The sequence below is a fragment of the Vibrio sp. 1727 genome (genome assembly GCF_033344415.1).
Taxonomy (GTDB): Bacteria; Pseudomonadota; Gammaproteobacteria; order Enterobacterales; family Vibrionaceae; genus Vibrio; species Vibrio alginolyticus.
Genome location: NZ_JAWPOT010000016.1, coordinates 101,702 through 120,866, shown reverse-complemented (window position 1 = coordinate 120,866; position 19,165 = coordinate 101,702). Strand labels below are relative to the sequence as shown.

The following is a 19,165-nucleotide window of genomic DNA, read 5'->3' as shown; positions in this document are numbered from 1 at the left end:
TTTGACTGGCTTTGTTGTATTTTGCCTAGAAAAATCAGCCTGGCTGAATCTTGCGTTTAACGAAATACAGTGAATGTTGTTCGGTGAGTTAATTTTGTTTTAGTTCAATAGGCTGTGCCTATAAATAAAATTACTCCTTTCCATTTAGTAAAATCAGGAAATTAGGCGACACTTATCTAAAGGCCGCAATAAAATGCCCTTAAGGAGATAAGAATGCATTCATTAAAAGTAAAAGATTACATGACGTTGCAAGCGGTGACTTTCACGAAAGATATGTCACTTTCGGCAGCTTTAAACAAAGTAATGCAAAGTGTCACACTAGGTGGCCCTGTCATTGATGAAAATGAAAAAGTGGTTGGGTTTTTATCGGAGCAAGACTTATTAGATAAGTTGGTGAAAGCAAGTTATCACTGCCAAGATACACATACGGTACAAGAGTGTATGCATGATGATGTCTTATCTGTTTCTCCAGAAATGTCAGTAATTGAACTGGCTGACATGATGAAAGTTGGAAAGCCGAAAATGTATCCAGTGGTGGATGGCAAAGGTAAGTTGGTTGGTGTTATCACAAGAAGAGACGTGCTGCGTGCCATAGGAATGACATTAAATGAGTGTTTTAAGCATCCCGTTTAACCTCTCTGTTTAAACTTTACGGAATATTGCTTTTAAACTGGTTTGGAAAGACGCTTCGGCGTCTTTTTTATTTTCTATCGCCGAACTGTACAAATTTATCTTGACCTTGGAGCTTACTCTAAGGTTTATCCTTAGCAATAGGTAAATCACCGATACCAATAAGGAAAAAATTATGTGTACAAAACATCAAGGTTGCCAATCTAGCAAAATCAAAACTGCGGTGCCGCTTGGTGCAAGCGAGTCATGCTGTGCGCCAGTAAAATCTTCGCTCAATATCTCTCAGGCCAGTGTTGATGTTTCTGAAAGCTCTTGCTGTAGTGGAGGAGGCTGCAGCGTTGACACAGGCGAGGAAGACGATCCCACAAGGGAGAGTAATTCCTCCGTTCGGAACGCTTGGCTTGTGTCAGGTATGGATTGCCCATCTTGTGCGCAAAAGCTTGAGAAAGCCATTACGTCTTTACAAGGCGTCAGCCAAGCCAAGGTTTTGTTTGCAACAGAAAAACTGGTCGTCGATTTTGATGGTCTAGAGCTGATAGCTACGATAGAGCAGACAGCCCAAAAAACGGGTTTCCCGCTCTCTTCACTTGATGCTCCAAAACCAAGCACTACAAAGAAAGGCTGGCTTGGCGTCATAAGAGACAACATCCAAATTCTCTCGATTGCTGGTGCAATGGCTACTGCGGCAGTAATTTCTAAGATCGACCCTCAAATAAGCGCTTGGTTATTCACTTTGACGTGTTTACTTGGTTTATACCCAATCGCGCTCAAAGCATTTAAGTTGGCGCGTAGCGGTACGCCTTTTGCGATTGAAACGTTAATGAGTGTAGCGGCGCTCGGCGCTTTATATTTAGGTGAAACCGCCGAAGCCGCAATGGTGTTATTGCTTTTCCTTATTGGTGAAAAGTTAGAAGCATATGCATCATCTCGCGCGCGAAGCGGTGTCCAGGCGTTAATGGACTTAGTCCCAGAAAATTCAATTTTAATTATTGATGGTGAACGCAAAGAAGTACCAGCTGCGCAGCTTAAACCAGGGGATATCATAGAAGTCGCACCCGGAGGTCGTTTGCCTGCCGACGGTGTTTTGCAAGATGCGCTTGCGAGTTTTGACGAAAGTGCGTTAACGGGAGAATCTGTTCCCGTTGAACATCAAACCGGTGGCAAAGTGATGGCCGGGGCTGTGGTTGTCGATAAAGTGGTTCGTTTACAGGTGACTTCCCGTCAGGGCGAGAATGCGATAGATCGAATTCTTCATTTGATTGAAGAAGCAGAATCCCGTAAGGCACCATTAGAACGCTTTCTTGATAAATTTAGCCGTTGGTATACGCCACTAATGATGTTGGTGTCTCTGATGGTTATCGTTACGCCGCCATTACTATTTGCCCAACCGTGGGAAACGTGGATCTATCGAGGACTCGCCCTGCTGTTGATTGCTTGTCCATGTGCATTAGTCATTTCAACGCCTGCGGCGATCACTTCTGGCTTGGCGGCAGCGGCTAAGCGGGGCGCATTGATCAAAGGTGGAGCGGCGCTTGAGTTGCTTGGCAAGGTTGAGTCTGTCGCATTTGATAAAACTGGGACACTGACGCAAGGTAAACCAGAAGTGACCGACGTCTTTGCTTTTGATATGGATGAAGACAAGTTACTTAGCCTAACTGCGTCAATCGAGGTTGGTTCAAGTCATCCTCTAGCGGTTTCTTTAGTTACCAAAGTGCAAGAGCAGGGGCTTACTATTCCTGAAGCGTTGGATAAAACCGCGCAAGTAGGCTCTGGTGTCACTGGTTACGTCGATGGAAAAATGGTCCAAGTGGTCACGCCTTCAAAGGCAGACTTTCCACTTTCTCAAGAAGCCAAAGAGCAAGTGGTTACGTTGGAACAACAAGGTAAAACGGTTGTCATTGTTCGTTACGATGACGAGGTCATTGGCGTGATCGCATGGCAAGATACATTGCGCTCAGATGCCAAGCAAGCCATCGCAATGTTGAAGGAACTTGGGGTCACGTCGGTGATGCTAACGGGTGACAACCCGAGAAGTGCAGAAGCAATGGCAAATAGAATAGGCTTGGATTATAAAGCGAGTTTGTTACCTGCAGACAAGGTGCATTACGTCGAGAAACTATCACAACAACATACCGTTGCGATGGTGGGAGACGGTATCAATGATGCTCCAGCCATGAAAGCTTCGAGCATTGGTATTGCGATGGGAGGCGGTACGGATGTTGCGCTCGAGACTGCTGATGCGGCGTTAACACACAACCGTTTGATTGAGCTACCTGCCATGATAGAACTGTCGCGTGCGACGCTAAGTAACATTCGTCAGAATGTCGCGTTAGCGCTAGGTTTGAAAGGTGTATTCTTAGTGACAAGTTTACTTGGGGTTACTGGGTTGTGGGTTGCAGTATTAGCTGACAGTGGTGCAACAGCACTGGTGACATTGAATGCGTTGAGATTACTTCGTTTTGAGTCCAAACAGATCAAATAACTGACCTAACCAATGATCCCACTCATTAATAGCCCGAGGCATTCGTGTATCGGGCTTTTTTTAACCGTATTCACCTGATGCGATCAGACGTTTTTCTCGTCCTTGAAATCACGCATTGCTATGCAACAAAATGATCTAATGCCCCTTAAAGTGTGATCAATACCAGTTTTGTTTGAAATTTCATTTTCATTACATCTTATCATTGTGATTGTGATCACTCTATGTTGGTGAAAGGTTCGCTACAGTGCATCTGTACCCAATAACTGATTAATGAGCTTATTGTTCATAAAATAAGCCACAATAAGGAGCGACTTATGTCTCAAGCTGTATTCCATTTAGGTGTTACTGAAGCTGATCTTAATGGTGCGACTCTAGCGATCATTCCTGGTGACCCAGCGCGTGTTCAAAAAATCGCAGAACAAATGGAAAATCCAGTATTTCTAGCAAGCCATCGTGAATACACGCTATACCGTGCAGAGCTAGACGGTAAACCTGTTGTGGTTTGTTCTACAGGTATTGGTGGTCCTTCTACCTCTATCGCAGTTGAGGAATTGGCACAGCTTGGTGTTCGCACTTTCCTACGTGTTGGTACAACGGGTGCAATTCAACCGCATGTAAACGTGGGTGACATGATCGTAACGACGGGGTCAGTTCGTCTTGACGGTGCGAGCCTACACTTTGCTCCTATGGAATTCCCAGCAGTTGCTGACTTTGAAGTAGCAACCGCAATGAAAGCAGCGGTAGAAGAGTCTGGCGCTACAGTTCACATGGGTGTGACTGCATCAAGCGACACGTTCTACCCTGGTCAAGAACGTTACGATACGTTCTCTGGTCGTGTTGTTAAGCGTTTCCAAGGCTCTATGCAAGAATGGCAAGACATGGGCGTACTTAACTTCGAGATGGAGTCTGCAACACTGCTAACAATGTGTGCGAGCTCTGGTTTAAAAGCGGGTTGTGTGGCTGGTGTTATCATCAACCGTACACAAAAAGAGATTCCAGATCATTCAACTCTGAAAGAAACGGAAGCGCGTTCAATTAAAGTGGTTGTAGAAGCAGCGCGTAAAATGCTTTAAGCCTCTATAGTTGGCATTTAAACAAACAGAAAAAACCAGAGGCTAACCTCTGGTTTTTTTCTACTTATAGAAATGCGTACAGCTAAAATTTAGGTATAAAAAAAGCAGCATTAATGCTGCTTTTTATCGTTGTGAATTTTAGCTTTTCTTAATGGCACTATATCTCGTCTGAACCGCCCGCGTCTTTAAACCAAGCCGTTAAGTGCGTTCTTAAATCTTTAAGCTCATCAGGGCCAATCAGGGCTAGCCCTAAGTCTTCAGCACGAGTAATGTCATTGTGACGAAGAGGACGGAAGCTCACCAACATTGCGCGCGCTTGTAAGCCACCTAATAGATCGCGAAGCGATTCTAACTTATATAAAGTATCGTCGCCGTCATCTCTCATGCCTTTGGTTTTGCACTCGATGATGTGCAGCTTGTTGTTTACAACTGTTGCGACATCTAACTCATTGCGTACTTCACTTTCACCAAGTTTACGATAAACCTGAACATTTAACGATCGATCTTGAATCGTCGGCATAGTGTCTTGGATTTGCTTCACGGTGCTGTGAACCAAAGTTTCTAACCACTCACCGTTTGAAAAGCGTCGAGCATCTTCATCTGCAAACGTTAAAACGCCATTTTCATAGGTGGCGATTTCTGCTTCTACTAAATCTGAAAGCAACATGTTGAGCTCACGGTAGCCCTGCTGTTTTTCGGAGAGCTCGACATCAAGCTTTTGTTCTTTGCGGCATGTGGTTGCAAGGTAGTTAAGTGTTGCTAGACCTGGCCCAAGTTCAAGCGCATTTGAGGCCCATCGTTCACCAAGTTCATACAATTTTTTATCAAGAAGAGGTGGTAAATCAACGTGGTGAAACTCGCCGCGTGCACCAAAGATAGTGAGGTAATCTGCAATCGTAATGTGATCTTCTACTTGGGTATCTTCTTTGCCATCAGGGTATAACCAACAAAGCTTATCGCTACTAGGCTCAACCACAAAAATTGGCCAGCGATAGGTACGGAAAACTTCGTACACCGACAACAAGCGATGACGAAGACCACAGCTCGCGTTCAATTTTACATCTTCGCCGCGTTCATGGAGGTCTTTTGCCAGTTTTTGAATTGCTTGTTTGATCAGAGATGTATTAACAGCGGATGGAATTTCAAAAAATTCAGAAGTAATTTCTCGTTGATCTAAAACGGCACTCAGTCGGTCAAATATATCTAACTGGCTCTTGTCTCCGATGAAGACGATATGTGTGCTTAGCGTACGATTATCTAATAGAGGAGTGACCAATCTCACTGGGTCTTGGTCGATAATACCAACATGAACAGCCATAGATTTTCCTTTTTATGAGGCCGCTCGAAAAGAGTTGTTCAAGGGGATGAGCTGGCCTTATTAATCATATGTAGACATGGCCGACAAAAAACAAGGGCGACTTAACAAAAAGTCGCCCTTATACAGTTGATTGCACTAATTAATGCTCTTAATTATAAAGTATTTATAACTTAAATCGGTGGACCAATTCATTTTGCTGATGAGCCAAGTGGGTCAGTGATTCACTGGTTTGTGCGATATTCGACATGGCTTGGAAACTTTCATCGGCGATGCTGTTGATATCTTCGATGCTGCGAGCAATGTCTGTTGATGTTTCACTTTGCTCTGCTGCTGCTTGTGAAATGTGCGTACTCATTTGGCTGATTTCGATGATTAGCGCTTGGATCTCTTCCATTGAGCTGTTCGCTTTTGATGCTTGCTCAACCGACATCTCCATATCGCTCATACAGCTTTGTATGACTTGGTTCGCCGATTGCGAGCTAGATTGCAGATTACTGATCATGGATTCAATTTCAGTGGTTGATTGAGTCGTTCTTGATGCGAGTACTCGTACTTCATCTGCCACTACCGCGAAGCCGCGACCTTGTTCACCAGCGCGAGCCGCTTCAATTGCCGCGTTCAATGCCAGTAGGTTGGTTTGCTCCGCAATGTTGCGGATCACATCAAGGATAGACCCAATTTGACCACTCATCTTTTGTAGCTCAGAAACTGCGGAGACCGATTCGTTCAAACGTGTTTCTAGTTGATTAATGGTTGAGATATTACTGCTCATAACATTTCTGCCTTCTTCAGAGGCAGATTCGACGCGTTGCACCATTTCTAGCGAGCCTTGCGCACTTTGCGCGACTTCCTGCACTGAATGAGACATTTCTGTCATCGCGGTAGCGACGTTTGCTGTTTGTTCGCGTTGAGAGCTCAATTTGATTTGTGCTTGCGAAGAGGTGCGTTCGTTGGTTGTCGCGGTTGACGATAGGTTTTCTGACGCTTCGTTGAGTTTCACCAAGATCTCGTGAAGGTTGTCGGCGAGTGAGTTAATGTGTCCACTCACACGGCTGAATTCGTTGTTATAGCGAATATCGATACGCTGTGTCATATCACCTTCAGTCAGGCCTTCTAACACTTTTAGAATACGAGTCAACGGCTCGCGAACGCTTTGTGCGATGTGGTAGCCAATCGCTGTCGCGAGTAAAACGACAATAACGCCAATGATGATGGCTTTCGTTACACCCGCCGAATATATGTCACCTGCATCTGCCAATGATTCATTGAGCTTATCTGTTGCGGTTGTCGTAAATTGCTCAAGAATCGCCATGGTTGAATCCACTTTATTTGCTAGGTTGGCGATATTGTTATACAAAGCGGCGCGAGCATTGAGGTAATTATTATGTTGGTCTAGCACACCGCCACGCATACCGACGTCACGAGTAAATTGCTCTACAGATTCGCCAAATGCTTTTTCTAGCTCAGGAAGCTGAGTCACCAACCCGCGGAATGCGTAATTCAAGTGCGTTACTGCTTTGCGGTTTTTAGCCACGGCTTGCGTAACAAACTCAGGGTTGGAACTGGCGAGGGCATCAGAAGTAATCACTTCGGCATCTTTTAACTTGATAAAGTAGCTCTTTGCCATGACTTTGACAGAAATGCTGGTTTGATCTGCCACATATTCTTTAAGACCAACCGACAGTTCGGTATTCAGTTTTTGGAAGCGGCGTGAGGATTTTTGCACTTCTTCTTGAGCCGCGAACATTGCTTCGTAGTTGTCCATGGCCTCTAGAGCTTCTGTAAAATAGCTCTGCTCTAACGTTTTTAACTGTGAAAACGGTTCGGCAAGAGAAGGGTAGGTTTGGCTTGCGGTTTTCAGTTGAGCCAATGTGGATTCGAAGCGCTGTTGAGATCTAGCAAATTCCTGACGCATTTCATCCATGCGTTGTTTATTCTCTGTCGTCAGGAAGTCTTTAAATGATTTGTCGGCAGAAAGCAGCTCAACACTGGTTTGATTAGATAACGATACCAACGGTAGGGATGATTTAGAAACCGTGCCAAATTTTCCGTGAATATCACTCATTCCTCCCATCATAATGGCAATTGTGACGGCAAATAGGATGATGATCAGTGCAAAGCCGGCATACATCCTTTTAATAACTGAACCTCGCATAAGTGAGCTTCCTCTCCCAAAAATAGACAAGCTACCCAAGCATTTTGAGTTTACTTGGGTATAAAAATAATAATTGTCTTAAAAAAGTAACAAAATTCATTGGATTGTATTCAGTTTGTGACGCGCATTTTATGACGCACACGACAAAAAAAGCTTCGTTAATTAGCATTTGATTAATAATGTTAAGTGAACACTGTTTTTATTGAGCTCCGCTTTTGGTTGGCGCATACTAATTGGGGTCTAATTACGTTTATAAAATGGAGTCCTCATGGCGGAAGAAACGATCTTTAGTAAAATTATTCGCAAGGAAATCCCTGCCGATATCCTTTATCAAGATGATTTGGTGACTGCGTTTCGCGACATTAACCCTCGCACACCAAGCCATATTCTCATTATTCCGAATAAACTGATCCCAACAACGAATGATGTAGAAGCTGAAGATGAAGCAATGATGGGGCGTTTGTTCACTGTTGCTAGAAAGTTAGCGAAAGAAGAAGGTATTGCTGAAGACGGCTATCGCCTAATCGTTAATTGTAATCCACATGGTGGCCAAGAGGTTTACCATATTCACATGCACCTACTAGGCGGCCGCCCTCTAGGTCCAATGGTATTGAGCTAAGCTTTTAAAAGTGGGTGGCGATTCACCCACTTCTTTTTCCTGTCGAATGACACATTTGTGGAGATAAATGTGAAACTAGGTGTAAAGCTGTTAGGGCTGATGAGCTGGGCTTTAATGGCCTCTGGCTGCGCGAATTTATCTGCGGGCAATCTGTTTAGCCATTACAGCAACCAGAATCAAGAAGTTTATCAAGCCGTTGTTGCAGGGGAATATGCCAAAGCAAAACAACTTCAATCAAGTGAAGTGGGTGGCGAGATACTTGGCAATTTTGAAAAAGGTCGCATCTCTTTTCTTGCTGAAGATTACCCAACAAGTTTAAATGCGCTAGAAAGCAGCGATCGTGCTGTACGTGTTCAACAAGATCGAGCGACGGTATCTGTGTCAGACACGGCAACGAGCGTCGGCTCTCTCGCAGTGAACGACAATCTCCAAGACTATCATCCCGCCGATTACGAACTTGGCTTTTTGCACCTGTATCTAGGACTAAATTACTTACAGAAAAACGATTTAGAAGGGGCACTAGTTGAAGTGCGTCGAGCTAATCAAGTTCAGGAAGCAGCAAGAAAGGCGCGTGAAAAAGAGCTAAAAGCAGCAGAGAAAGACCTTAACAAGCAAGGCATGTCTGCCAATTTAGGCAGTGTGTTAGCGAACTACCCTGATGCTGGTAAAAAACTAAGCGCGGTACAAAATGGTTATCTGTTCTATCTTTCTGGCTTGTTATATGAAGCGTCGCGAGACTTAAACAGTGCTTATGTTGATTACCGACGAGCACTCGCTGTAATGCCAGACAACAAGCAAGTTGTGGAAAGCACCTTATACGCTGCTAAGAAGCTGGGCATGCGTGAAGACTTGCGCATGCTAGAGAAGCGGTATGGCGAAGCACCTTCTGGATTAACTCAGTCACAAGGGCGAGTCATCGTTATTGATGAGCAGGGTGTTGTTGAGGCGATGAAAGGGTGGCGTATTGATTTACCGATTTACGACAGTCGCGATAATGGCGCGATTTATTCGTTGGCGCTTCCTTATTATCAGAACCGAGGTGCTCAACGTTTTAGCGATGTTGTTTTAAATGGTCAGGTATTGCCTTCCAGTACGCTGACTGATGTTAATGCGATGGCGCAAAACGATCTTAATGAACGTCTTACTACAATAGTGATCCGTCAAGCTCTTCGTGTTTGGGCAAAAGATCGAATCCGAAAAGAGGCGGCGAAAAAAGGCGATGATGTGGGCAACATACTTTTCAATGTATGGAACACATTGACCGAACAGCCAGATACAAGAAGTTGGCAAACATTGCCAGCGCAAGTGAAAACGGCTTCAAAAATCGTGAAACCGGGAACACAAAGTTTAAACTTGGGTGATCAAACCTATCAGTTTGAAGTGCCTGCACAGCAGACTACATTGGTATGGGTATCTCGTCAGGGAGCACACTCAACCGTGTGGCATAAACAGCTAGGGAGACTGTAATGAAAGCATGGCTTGTTTGTTTAGCAATGGCTATTGGTTTAGTTGGATGCGCCGAAAACACGGCTGGTATTCGAATTGATGGCCAAACGCAAAAAGTATTCTTTAATGATAACGTTTTAGGTAGTCGCTTATTAGTTGACAACATCACCACCACTTACGTTGATGATCGCCCACGAGGAGTCGTGCAGTTGAGTAGCAATTACAAAGGTGATCAGCACATTCTTTACCGATTTTATTGGTATGACAACAATGGTTTAGAAGTGAATACCAAACCTGGTCCGTGGCGAAAAATGATTGTGCGAGGATTTGAGCAAGTCACGTTATCTGAAGTTACTGTGAATCCAAATGGCACAAAATTCCGTGTGCAAATTAGAGAAGCACAAGACGATTAATCTTAACGGCTCTGCCGAAGCTGCCGCGCTAACGATGCGCTGGTATTGAAAAACTAAGGAACTCTCATGAAAAAAAGTATTATTGCTCTTTTAGGTCTTGCCGTCATTTTAGGTGGCTGTTCTAACAAAGTCTCTTACGGCGATGCGCAAGCAACAGAAACCACGACTATCGATTTTGGCTCAACAGATTTACAAAAAATCGCGGCTGAAATGGTGGATAGCATGATGATGTCGGGCTCTGTAGCAGCAATTACTCGTGACCAACGTCCTATCGTTTTTGTTGAGCGAATTAAGAACAAAACCAGTGAACATATTGACACTGAATCCATTACTGACACGATCTCTACTAAGATGTTGAACTCAGGTAAGTTCCGCTTTGTTGATATGGATCGTGTTGAGTCTGTGCGTGAACAACTTAACTTCCAAAACACGGATGAGCTTGTTAACCAAAGCACAGCGATCCAATTTGGTAAAATGGTTGGTGCTCAATACATGCTTTACGGCAACCTATCTAGCATTGTGAAAAATGCAGGTAGCGATAAAGATGTATACTACAAGATGACCATGCGCCTAATGGACCTAGAAACAGGTTTGATTGAGTGGGCGGATGAAACTGAAATTCGTAAAGCGCAATCTAAGAGCCTATTCGGTCTTTAATCGAACAGGGTGGAGAAGTCATCAATGGCATGGTTTTCTTGGCAACAAGCAAAACAGTTAGATCCGAGTCTTAATGCTCTCGATGGCTTCTTTACGGAGCCTCCGGTAAAAGTACAAACTGTTACCGGGGGGCTAACCAACCGCTGTTGGCGGTTGGAATCTTCTCAAGGCCTTGCATACATCTGGCGACCGACCAGTCATGTCTGCAAGGCTTTTTCAATTTCTCGTCACAGTGAATATCAAGTGCTGAATGCAGTCTCTTCATTGGAAATTGGCCCCAAGCCAGTTTTTATTCATGAGCAAGGGTTGCTGGTGGAATGGATAGAAGGAGAGGCACTGACGGAGTCAGGCTTAGCACTAAGCGATTTATTATCCATTGCGGCGAAGATTCATCAATATCCGATAAGCGCAATTCCTTTGGTTCCATTTTCATATATTTCTCGCATCGATCATTATTGGCTTGAGCTTGATGGTCAGTATGTGGGTACGGAGTTTGAGGCTTTGTACATGAAGTGGCGCACGGAACCGAACGTTGCACCTGTTCCGCTTGCCCTATGTCACTTCGATCTGGGGTGTTACAACCTAGTGCGAGGGGAGAGTGGGGTGAAAGTCATTGATTGGGAGTATGCCGGGATTGCTGACCCTAGGCTAGATTTGACCTTAACTATTCAGGTCGCGAATGCGCCTGTGGAAGAAGCGGTAAAGCAGTATTGCCAAATTCGAGGTATCGAAGATGTGTCTCTTTGGCTGAGAGGTGTACACGCTTGGCAACCAAGAACCTTGGTGATGGCGATGCTCTGGTATCTACTTGCCTATAAATTGTGGGGAGATGAACAATACTTAAACAGTGCGTATGAGTTGAAAGGCTCATTGTGTATGGAAGATCACTGTTTTGAGAACTCGTGATATTTTCCCCTTTAACAGTAAGGAAATAGTGGTAGTTTTAATAAAAGTACCAGATACACACAGGGAGAGGTACACATGATTATTTACTTACACGGCTTTGACAGTACAAGCCCGGGTAACCACGAAAAAGTTCTTCAACTGCAATTTATCGACGACGACGTTCGTTTTATCAATTACAGCACCCTTCACCCAAAGCACGACATGCAACACTTGTTAAAAGAAGTGTCTAAAGTTATCGATCAATCTGATGACCCAAACCCGTTAATCTGTGGGGTAGGTTTAGGTGGTTACTGGTCTGAGCGAATTGGTTTTCTATGCGGTATCAAGCAAGTGATGTTCAACCCGAACTTGCACCCAGAAAAAACGATGGCTGGTCGAATCGATCGCCCAGAAGAGTACGAAGATATCGCAACAAAATGTGTTGATCAGTTCCGAGCGAAAAATCAAGCGCACTGCTTAGTGATTCTCTCTAAAGATGATGAAGTGCATGACAATTCGAAAACGGCAGCTGAGTTAGAAAAACACTATCAAATCATTTGGGATGAAACTCAGTCTCATAAGTTCAAAAAAATCTCTCATCATTTACAAGCGATAAAGGCATTTAAAAATACTTATTAATGTTGAGTGTAGACAGTAAAGCGGCGTTTTTATCGGCTGCTTTGCTGCGATTCCTTCTCTTGAGTATGCCGAGCCACTGTCTCTTTGAAAGGCACATTTTCTTGGTTTAACGCTTTGAATATTGTGTTCTCCTTACCGTTTTCTTACTTCCCTCCTATGTAGCACGAACACCTTGTTGTAGAGTAGTCGAAAAGTAGTCAATCCGTACTCGTTACACGGATTTTGGTTGCCTTCAAAGTTGGTCTCTATATAATGAACCGGACTAAAATAATTTGATAAATATCAAAAAAAATTGAGAGCGAGTAATAAACTTGCCCAAAAACTTCTGGCGTCGTATGCGTACCAGATAAACATGCCAAACCCTGACAAGTCATTGATAGATAAAGAATCAAAGTGGGTGGTAGTTTTTTAATCCAAGTAATTGAGACACCTCTAAGAACCAAGAATTCATCGGTTGGATGGATGCCACAAATGTTTGTGAGTCATGCATCGAGCTGAACCCCATATATTCATTTTTGTAGAGGAAAATCATTGTGACACGCATTATCGTTGTAGGCGGCGGTGCAGGTGGTCTTGAGTTGGCAACTAAGCTTGGTCGAACTCTAGGTCGCAAAAACCGTGCGCGAATTACGCTAGTCGATCGAAAAGCGAGCCACTTGTGGAAGCCATTATTGCATGAGGTTGCTACAGGTTCTTTGGACGAAGGAGTAGATGCACTGAGCTATCGAGCTCATGCAAAAAACCACAGCTTCGACTTCCAAATGGGTAGTCTTCAAGACATCGACCGTGAACGTAAAGTGATCATCTTAAGTGAGCTTAAAGACGAACACGGTGAACTTCTTATGCCAAGCCGTGAGCTAGAATACGACATTCTAGTGATGGCGATTGGCTCGACATCAAACGACTTCAACACGCCTGGCGTTCGTGAAAACTGTATTTTCCTAGACAGCCCTGAGCAAGCACACCGTTTCCGTACAGAAATGAACAACGAGTTCCTAAAGCTGCACGCGAAAAACGGTAACGGTACGGTCGATATTGCGATTGTTGGTGCTGGTGCAACTGGCGTTGAACTATCAGCTGAGTTACATAATGCTGTTAAAGAGCTGCGCACTTATGGCTTCGGTGATCTTGACTCTAGCAAGTTGAACGTCAATCTGATTGAAGCAGGTGAGCGTATTTTACCAGCGTTACCTCCACGTATTTCTTCTGCTGCTCATCAAGAGTTGGTGAAGTTGGGCGTAAACGTGCGCACCGCCACTATGGTGACTAAAGCTGAAAAAGATGGCCTTACTACAAAAGATGGTGAGAAGATCCCAGCTCAAATCATGGTTTGGGCTGCGGGTATCAAAGCTCCAGACTTTATTAAAGATATCGCTGGCTTAGAAACGAACCGTATCAATCAGCTTGTAGTGAAAAACACACTACAGACAACACGAGATGATGACATCTTTGTTATTGGTGACTTAGCACAATGCACCCAGTCTGACGGTTCGTTCGTGCCGCCACGCGCTCAAGCTGCACACCAAATGGCAAGCCAGGCATTTAGTAACATCGTCGCGAAGATCAACGGGCGCGAGTTGAAAGACTACGTATATAAAGATCACGGTTCATTAGTGTCTCTAAGTCGCTTCTCAACCGTTGGTAGTCTGATGGGGAACCTAACTAAAGGGTCGATGATGGTAGAAGGCCGTATTGCTCGTGTCGTTTACATCTCATTGTATCGCATGCACCTAATGGCGTTGCACGGTGTATTCAAAACCGGTCTGATGATGCTCGTCGGCCGCATTAATCGCGTGCTGCGTCCAAACCTTAAGCTGCACTAAGGTTTTAAATCCACTCTGTGTGGATGTGTTGTATCTTAAAAAATGCAGAAGCCACCGCAAGTCGGTGGCTTTTTGTTTATGTTAGATCTGTCGGTAAAAGTGAGTACACAACGCCATCTTTAGGCTTACCATGAAAAATAAACCGGTTTCTGGCGATGGCTTCTTTTTGTGCACCGACGGACTCAATTAAGGCTTGGCTAGCTTCGTTGTCGGGGTCACAAACAATCTCTAGTCGAGTTAAACTTAGCTTTGCGAAGCAGAATTCTGCTAAGGCTTTAACGGCTTCTTGGGCATAGCCTTGCCGTTGATAGCGGTCGGCAACCCAGTAACCAATACTCGCCATATTAAACGTATGATATAACTCATTAACCGCTGCCATTCCAACCAAAGTGTTACTTTGCCGCTCATAGATACCGAAACCAAAAGCCTCAGTTTTGACCCAGTTAAGACGGGTTGCCAACAGAAAGTCCTGCGCGGTTTTCAATGTGACGTTTTTATCACACCAGTCAAGCCATTGGTGCAGCGAAGGGGATTCTGCAAGTAATCGTTGTAGTGAATGTGCTTCTTCAGCAGGGATGAGCTTGAGCGCTAAGCGGGGCGCAATGATTTCAAAGTCTGGACTCATGAACTAATACGACTTCCATGTTGAGTGTAAGTAAATTGAAAGCTGTCTATTTATACGTGAACGCAGCTATTTTCCTTGCTCTGCGTTGGTTAGGAATAACTGAGGTATAGCAGATAAAAACAAAGCGCAGCTTTGCTGCGCTTTGTCGAACCGCTCGTGCTTATCGAACCCGACGAACTTGAATGATCATACCCATCAACGGGTTATCTAGGTAATGAGTCTCGCTGCTACGCATACGACGTTTTTGATCCATTCGATAACTCTTCAGGAATTTCTCTTCGGTTACTGTCGGCGATATTTCTGCCAAGTTACCGACTTGGACGTTACCATCTACTTCACCTAAGTCATCCGCCAATTGCTCAGTTGAGGTTGGTTCAAAACGCACCTCTCTAACACTTGGTTCGCGCAGATCTAGTGTTGTTTCGGCGAAGAGGTAATGCTGTACGTATATTTGGAATCGACCATCTAGTTCATATAAAGGACCATTGACCGTCTCTTCACTGTAACCGTCGCTGGAAAATGTTTGATTGCCATTGATTGGGCGGCCATCTGCTTGATAAGAATCAGAGAAATCTCGCCCGCCAACGATGCGGAAAATTGGGGCGCTAGATTTACCTCGGTCACCTTGACGCCAGGCTACGTGTTTAAGCACTTTAAAGCCGGCATGATTATTTAGTGCCGCTTCTTGCGCGTTGAGACGGAAAGAAGAACTTGGCAAAAGTGTCACGCCTTTAGAGCGGCGGTAGGATTCACTCTCTAGGCTACCGACATTTTCCATATCGATTTTTGGCAGTTGATTCGGCCAAGATTCTGTTGTGCTTTCAGCGTCGACTGCTCGCTTGAAAATGATCACTTCAATATCAAATTGGCGCTGTGCCCAAGAGGGCATTGAGACACATAGAAGCAATAACGGGATCAGTATTCTCATTCGACTATTAGCTCGTTGGTAATAAATTCTGTTTAAAATCATTCAGTAAGTCTTGAACAAACTGAATGCGTTTACGTCGGTCCACCAATGGTACGCTAAACTTGAACTTAGTTGGACCTTCCATTGCAAATTTTTGCGGCTGTGATTGCAGCAGTTTAACTAAATACGCTGGATTTATGTCAGCATCAGGGTAAAACTCGATAAATCCACCTTTATCATGGGCTTCTATCTTTTTCGCTTTTAAACTACCAGCCGAAATTTTCAATTCTGAGACGGCAAGTAAGTTCTTTGTTGCGTCTGGAAGCAGACCAAAGCGATCAATCAGTTCCACTTTTAGCTCTGATAGTTCATCACTGCTTGTGACACTCGCAATGCGTTTGTACATCGACAGTCGTGTGTTTACATCCGGAATGTAATCATCTGGTAAGAGCGCTGGGATTCGCATTTCCACTTCAGTTTGCTCACGAAGCAGCTCATCCAAAGATGGCTCCTTGCCTTCTTTTAATGCTTGCACTGCTTGTTCCAGCATTTCCATATAAAGTGTAAAACCAACGGATTGAATTTGCCCACTTTGCTCATCACCAAGCAGCTCACCAGCACCACGGATTTCTAAATCGTGGGTTGCTAACGTAAAGCCAGCACCTAAGTCTTCCAGTGAAGCAATCGCATCAAGACGCTTGATGGCATCTTTGGTCATGGCTTTTGGATGTGGCGTTAATAAGTAAGCATAGGCCTGATGGTGTGAACGTCCAACACGGCCACGTAATTGATGCAACTGCGCCAAGCCAAGATTGTCCGCACGATCCATGATTATGGTATTCGCCGTTGGTACGTCGATACCGGTTTCGATGATGGTTGTACACACCAACACATTAAAGCGCTGATGGTAGAAGTCATTCATGATTCGCTCAAGTTCGCGCTCGCGCATTTGACCATGAGCCACGGTAATGCGTGCCTCTGGGATGAGTTTCTGTAAGTCTTCTGCCGTTTTTTCAATGCTTTCAACCTGATTGTGCAGGAAGTAAACCTGACCACCACGCATAATTTCACGCAGTACCGCTTCACGGACCACTGGCTCTTCTTTTTGTCGAACAAAGGTTTTAATGGCTAAACGGCGTGCAGGAGGTGTCGCGATGATCGACAGGTCTCGCATGCCACTCATTGCCATATTCAGTGTGCGTGGAATTGGTGTTGCGGTGAGGGTAAGAATGTCCACATCCGCACGCATTGCTTTGACTTTTTCTTTTTGACGAACCCCAAAGCGGTGTTCCTCATCAACGATCAACAAACCTAAATCTTTGAATTTAATGTCGCTCGAAAGCAGCTTATGCGTACCAACGACAATATCGACTTTACCATCGGCAACGTCTTGCAGAATGACTTTTTGTTCTTTGGCAGATTTAAAACGAGACAGTACTTCAACTCGGATTGGTAAGTTGGCAAAACGGTCACGGAAGTTTTCGAAATGCTGCTGAGCAAGTAAGGTTGTTGGTACGAGTACGGCGACCTGTTTACTATTATCCGTTGCGACAAATGCTGCGCGCATAGCGACTTCCGTTTTACCAAAGCCCACGTCACCACATACTAAGCGATCCATTGCTTTTGCCTGGCACATGTCTGACAATACGGCATTGATGGCCATCGCTTGGTCATCTGTTTCTTCAAACGGGAATGTTGCTTTAAATGTTGCGTATTGCCCACGATCTAGCTCAAATTTGAAGCCCGGTTTTAATTCTCGTTTTGCATACACATCCAGCAATTCTGCCGCGACATCACGCACTTTTTCTGCCGCTTTACGACGTGCTTTTGCCCACGCTTCACCACCTAATTTATGCAGTGGCGCACTCTCTTCAGCGCCGCCAGAATAACGGCTGATAAGATTCAGTGATGAAACTGGCACGTAGAGCTTGGCATCGTTTTGATACTCAAGGGTGACGTATTCCGTTTTCATACCACCGGCTTCAAGTGTTTGTAAACCGATGTAGCGGCCAATACCGTGATCAATATGAACCACAGGTTGGCCGGGTTTTAGTTCGGCAAGGTGGCGAATAACGGTGTCACTGTTGACGGCTTTTTTATCTTTGCGGCGTCGCTGGATAACACGGTCACCGAGTAGATCACTTTCACAGATCAGAGCGAAGTTCAGCTCTTCGTGAATGAAACCATGCTCTGCTGCGCCTAAGACCAAGCTGAATCGATCACCCGAGTCTAGAGCTTGGTAAAGTGAGCCATGTACGACTGGCCGAACTTTGATGCCTTGCAACAGCTCCGTTAGTGCTTCACGACGACCTTCTGACTCTACCGAGAAAACGATTTTGCCGCTGAATTGCTCACTAAACTGACGAAGGCGCGAGAGCGGCTCTTTATTTTGTTGTTGAACGCCAAGCTCGGCTAACGATTGTACTGGTAGGTTTTGACGACCGGCACGCTTAACCACTTTATCTAGGCTCAATTGAGCGATAGGGAGCTGTTTTAGTTGACTGAAAAGTTCGTCTTTTTTCAACCAAAGCTGTTCAGGAGTCAAAAGAGGACGCAGCGGATCAACTTTTTTCTGGTCGTATCGATATTCGACATCGGTTAAGAAAGTATCGACCGCAGATTCGATATCACCATATGTGATGACTTGAGAGTCTTCTGGCAAATATTCAAATAAAGTCTCGGTATGGTCAAAAAACAGCGGCTGCCAATACTCAATACCAGCGGGCCACGTGCCTTTGGTCACTTGCATGTAGATTGATTCAGGCTCGCGGCGTGCGTCGAACTGGGTGCGCCAACGTGTACGGAAATCTTCAATCGCTTCTTTAGTGGTTGGGAACTCATGTGCAGGCAGCAATTGGATTTGCTGAATATCGTCGATAGAGCGTTGGTTCTCTGGATCAAACGTGCGAATGGTATCTATTTCATCATCAAAGAAGTCGATGCGGTACGGGTCATTGCTGCCCATAGGAAAGAGATCCAGAATAGACCCACGACTTGCATATTCACCTGGTCCAAATACTTGATCTACATGGCGGTAGCCAGAATTTTCAAGTTGTACACGTAACTTCTCTAGCGAGAGCCGATCACCAGTTTTCACCATTAAAGTGTGTTGCAACAGAAAATCACGTGGCGATTGGCGTTGCAATACTGTACTGACCGGGACGATGGTTATGCCATCACGTTGACTTGGCAGTTGGTATAGGCGAGCGATACGTTCAGAGATGATTTCTTGATGCGGAGAAAAGTTATCGTAAGGCAGCGTTTCCCAGTCGGGGAACAGGCTTACCGTTTGGTCGGTGAATTGCTCAATCTCTGCCTGAAGCTTTAAAGCGATTTGCGGGTCAGGCACAACGAGTAGCGAGTGACTCGAATGCTGCTTGGCTAGCTCTGCAATGGCTAGAGGTAGAGCTGCGCCCGGCAAATTACCTAGCTGTTTTTTGTCGCCACGCTCTGAAGGGTTGGTGACGGAAAGAATCGTTGCTTTTGTCATAGG

Annotated in this window: 15 protein-coding genes; 10 read left to right on the top strand and 5 right to left on the bottom strand. The window is 44.8% G+C overall.

Annotation, left to right across the window (positions count from 1 at the left end):
• The first annotated feature begins 213 nt into the window (after positions 1-213).
• The 3 genes from R8O10_RS15975 (at position 214) to udp (ending at position 4,185) form a co-directional block, all read left to right on the top strand.
• The gene (locus R8O10_RS15975; RefSeq protein WP_005378483.1) at positions 214-633 is read left to right on the top strand and encodes a CBS domain-containing protein; all 420 of its coding nucleotides are present in this window, start codon (positions 214-216) and stop codon (positions 631-633) included.
• A gap of 172 nt (positions 634-805) precedes the next feature.
• Positions 806-3,112: a zinc/cadmium/mercury/lead-transporting ATPase gene (locus R8O10_RS15970; protein ID WP_206958515.1), complete on the top strand. Its 2,307-nt coding sequence runs from the start codon at positions 806-808 to the stop codon at positions 3,110-3,112.
• Positions 3,113-3,426: 314 nt separating this feature from the next.
• Positions 3,427-4,185: a uridine phosphorylase gene (gene udp, locus R8O10_RS15965; RefSeq protein ID WP_005378479.1), complete on the top strand. Its 759-nt coding sequence runs from the start codon at positions 3,427-3,429 to the stop codon at positions 4,183-4,185.
• 157 nt (positions 4,186-4,342) lie between these two features.
• Here udp and R8O10_RS15960 read toward each other — a convergent pair whose 3' ends face one another.
• The gene (locus tag R8O10_RS15960; protein ID WP_005378476.1) at positions 4,343-5,503 is read right to left on the bottom strand and encodes a DUF1887 family protein; all 1,161 of its coding nucleotides are present in this window, start codon (positions 5,501-5,503) and stop codon (positions 4,343-4,345) included.
• A 163-nt stretch (positions 5,504-5,666) separates the two neighbouring features.
• Positions 5,667-7,658, bottom strand: a complete 1,992-nt coding sequence (locus tag R8O10_RS15955) for a methyl-accepting chemotaxis protein (RefSeq protein ID WP_206958516.1) — start codon at positions 7,656-7,658, stop codon at positions 5,667-5,669.
• A 268-nt stretch (positions 7,659-7,926) separates the two neighbouring features.
• On the opposite strand from R8O10_RS15955, the gene hinT reads away from it, so the two are divergent.
• The 7 genes from hinT to R8O10_RS15920 all read left to right on the top strand — a co-directional run bounded on the left by hinT (position 7,927) and on the right by R8O10_RS15920 (position 14,140).
• The gene (gene hinT / locus R8O10_RS15950; RefSeq protein WP_005378473.1) at positions 7,927-8,277 is read left to right on the top strand and encodes a purine nucleoside phosphoramidase; all 351 of its coding nucleotides are present in this window, start codon (positions 7,927-7,929) and stop codon (positions 8,275-8,277) included.
• Between the two features lie 69 nt (positions 8,278-8,346).
• Positions 8,347-9,744, top strand: a complete 1,398-nt coding sequence (locus tag R8O10_RS15945; RefSeq protein WP_206958517.1) for a COG3014 family protein — start codon at positions 8,347-8,349, stop codon at positions 9,742-9,744.
• Positions 9,744-10,136 carry a YcfL family protein gene (locus R8O10_RS15940; RefSeq protein ID WP_005378469.1) on the top strand — a complete coding sequence of 131 codons (393 nt, stop codon included), beginning with the start codon at positions 9,744-9,746 and terminating at the stop codon, positions 10,134-10,136. Before R8O10_RS15945 ends, R8O10_RS15940 begins: the two co-directional genes overlap by 1 nt.
• Positions 10,137-10,202: 66 nt before the next feature.
• A complete protein-coding gene (gene lpoB, locus R8O10_RS15935) occupies positions 10,203-10,793 on the top strand; it encodes a penicillin-binding protein activator LpoB (protein ID WP_005378467.1) in 591 nt (196 codons plus the stop codon).
• Between the two features lie 24 nt (positions 10,794-10,817).
• On the top strand, positions 10,818-11,699 hold the full coding sequence (thiK, locus tag R8O10_RS15930) for a thiamine kinase (protein WP_222712634.1): 882 nt from the start codon (positions 10,818-10,820) through the stop codon (positions 11,697-11,699).
• A gap of 75 nt (positions 11,700-11,774) precedes the next feature.
• On the top strand, positions 11,775-12,317 hold the full coding sequence (ycfP, locus tag R8O10_RS15925) for an alpha/beta hydrolase YcfP (protein WP_005378464.1): 543 nt from the start codon (positions 11,775-11,777) through the stop codon (positions 12,315-12,317).
• 533 nt (positions 12,318-12,850) lie between these two features.
• Positions 12,851-14,140 (top strand): NAD(P)/FAD-dependent oxidoreductase, encoded by a 1,290-nt coding sequence (locus tag R8O10_RS15920; RefSeq protein ID WP_025766937.1) that lies wholly within the window; start codon positions 12,851-12,853, stop codon positions 14,138-14,140.
• A 76-nt stretch (positions 14,141-14,216) separates the two neighbouring features.
• Here the strand turns inward: R8O10_RS15920 and R8O10_RS15915 are convergent, their stop codons facing one another.
• From R8O10_RS15915 to mfd, 3 genes are all read right to left on the bottom strand, one after another.
• Positions 14,217-14,765, bottom strand: coding sequence for a GNAT family N-acetyltransferase (locus tag R8O10_RS15915; protein WP_025766936.1), 549 nt, complete (start codon positions 14,763-14,765; stop codon positions 14,217-14,219).
• A 160-nt stretch (positions 14,766-14,925) separates the two neighbouring features.
• Positions 14,926-15,693, bottom strand: a complete 768-nt coding sequence (locus R8O10_RS15910) for a peptidoglycan binding protein CsiV (protein ID WP_021707672.1) — start codon at positions 15,691-15,693, stop codon at positions 14,926-14,928.
• Between the two features lie 7 nt (positions 15,694-15,700).
• Positions 15,701-19,162 carry a transcription-repair coupling factor gene (gene mfd / locus R8O10_RS15905; protein WP_205390771.1) on the bottom strand — a complete coding sequence of 1,154 codons (3,462 nt, stop codon included), beginning with the start codon at positions 19,160-19,162 and terminating at the stop codon, positions 15,701-15,703.
• Between the last annotated feature and the right edge of the window lie 3 nt (positions 19,163-19,165).

What these genes read in the sequence shown, in the direction of transcription:
- ycfP (WP_005378464.1), top strand. Translation starts at nt 11,775, where the DNA reads ATGATTATTTACTTACACGGCTTTGACAGTACAAGCCCGGGTAACCAC.
- R8O10_RS15915 (WP_025766936.1), bottom strand. Translation starts at nt 14,765, where the DNA reads ATGAGTCCAGACTTTGAAATCATTGCGCCCCGCTTAGCGCTCAAGCTC.
- lpoB (WP_005378467.1), top strand. Translation starts at nt 10,203, where the DNA reads ATGAAAAAAAGTATTATTGCTCTTTTAGGTCTTGCCGTCATTTTAGGT.
- R8O10_RS15940 (WP_005378469.1), top strand. Translation starts at nt 9,744, where the DNA reads ATGAAAGCATGGCTTGTTTGTTTAGCAATGGCTATTGGTTTAGTTGGA.
- R8O10_RS15910 (WP_021707672.1), bottom strand. Translation starts at nt 15,693, where the DNA reads ATGAGAATACTGATCCCGTTATTGCTTCTATGTGTCTCAATGCCCTCT.
- thiK (WP_222712634.1), top strand. Translation starts at nt 10,818, where the DNA reads ATGGCATGGTTTTCTTGGCAACAAGCAAAACAGTTAGATCCGAGTCTT.
- R8O10_RS15955 (WP_206958516.1), bottom strand. Translation starts at nt 7,658, where the DNA reads ATGCGAGGTTCAGTTATTAAAAGGATGTATGCCGGCTTTGCACTGATC.
- udp (WP_005378479.1), top strand. Translation starts at nt 3,427, where the DNA reads ATGTCTCAAGCTGTATTCCATTTAGGTGTTACTGAAGCTGATCTTAAT.
- R8O10_RS15960 (WP_005378476.1), bottom strand. Translation starts at nt 5,503, where the DNA reads ATGGCTGTTCATGTTGGTATTATCGACCAAGACCCAGTGAGATTGGTC.
- R8O10_RS15970 (WP_206958515.1), top strand. Translation starts at nt 806, where the DNA reads ATGTGTACAAAACATCAAGGTTGCCAATCTAGCAAAATCAAAACTGCG.
- mfd (WP_205390771.1), bottom strand. Translation starts at nt 19,162, where the DNA reads ATGACAAAAGCAACGATTCTTTCCGTCACCAACCCTTCAGAGCGTGGC.
- hinT (WP_005378473.1), top strand. Translation starts at nt 7,927, where the DNA reads ATGGCGGAAGAAACGATCTTTAGTAAAATTATTCGCAAGGAAATCCCT.
- R8O10_RS15975 (WP_005378483.1), top strand. Translation starts at nt 214, where the DNA reads ATGCATTCATTAAAAGTAAAAGATTACATGACGTTGCAAGCGGTGACT.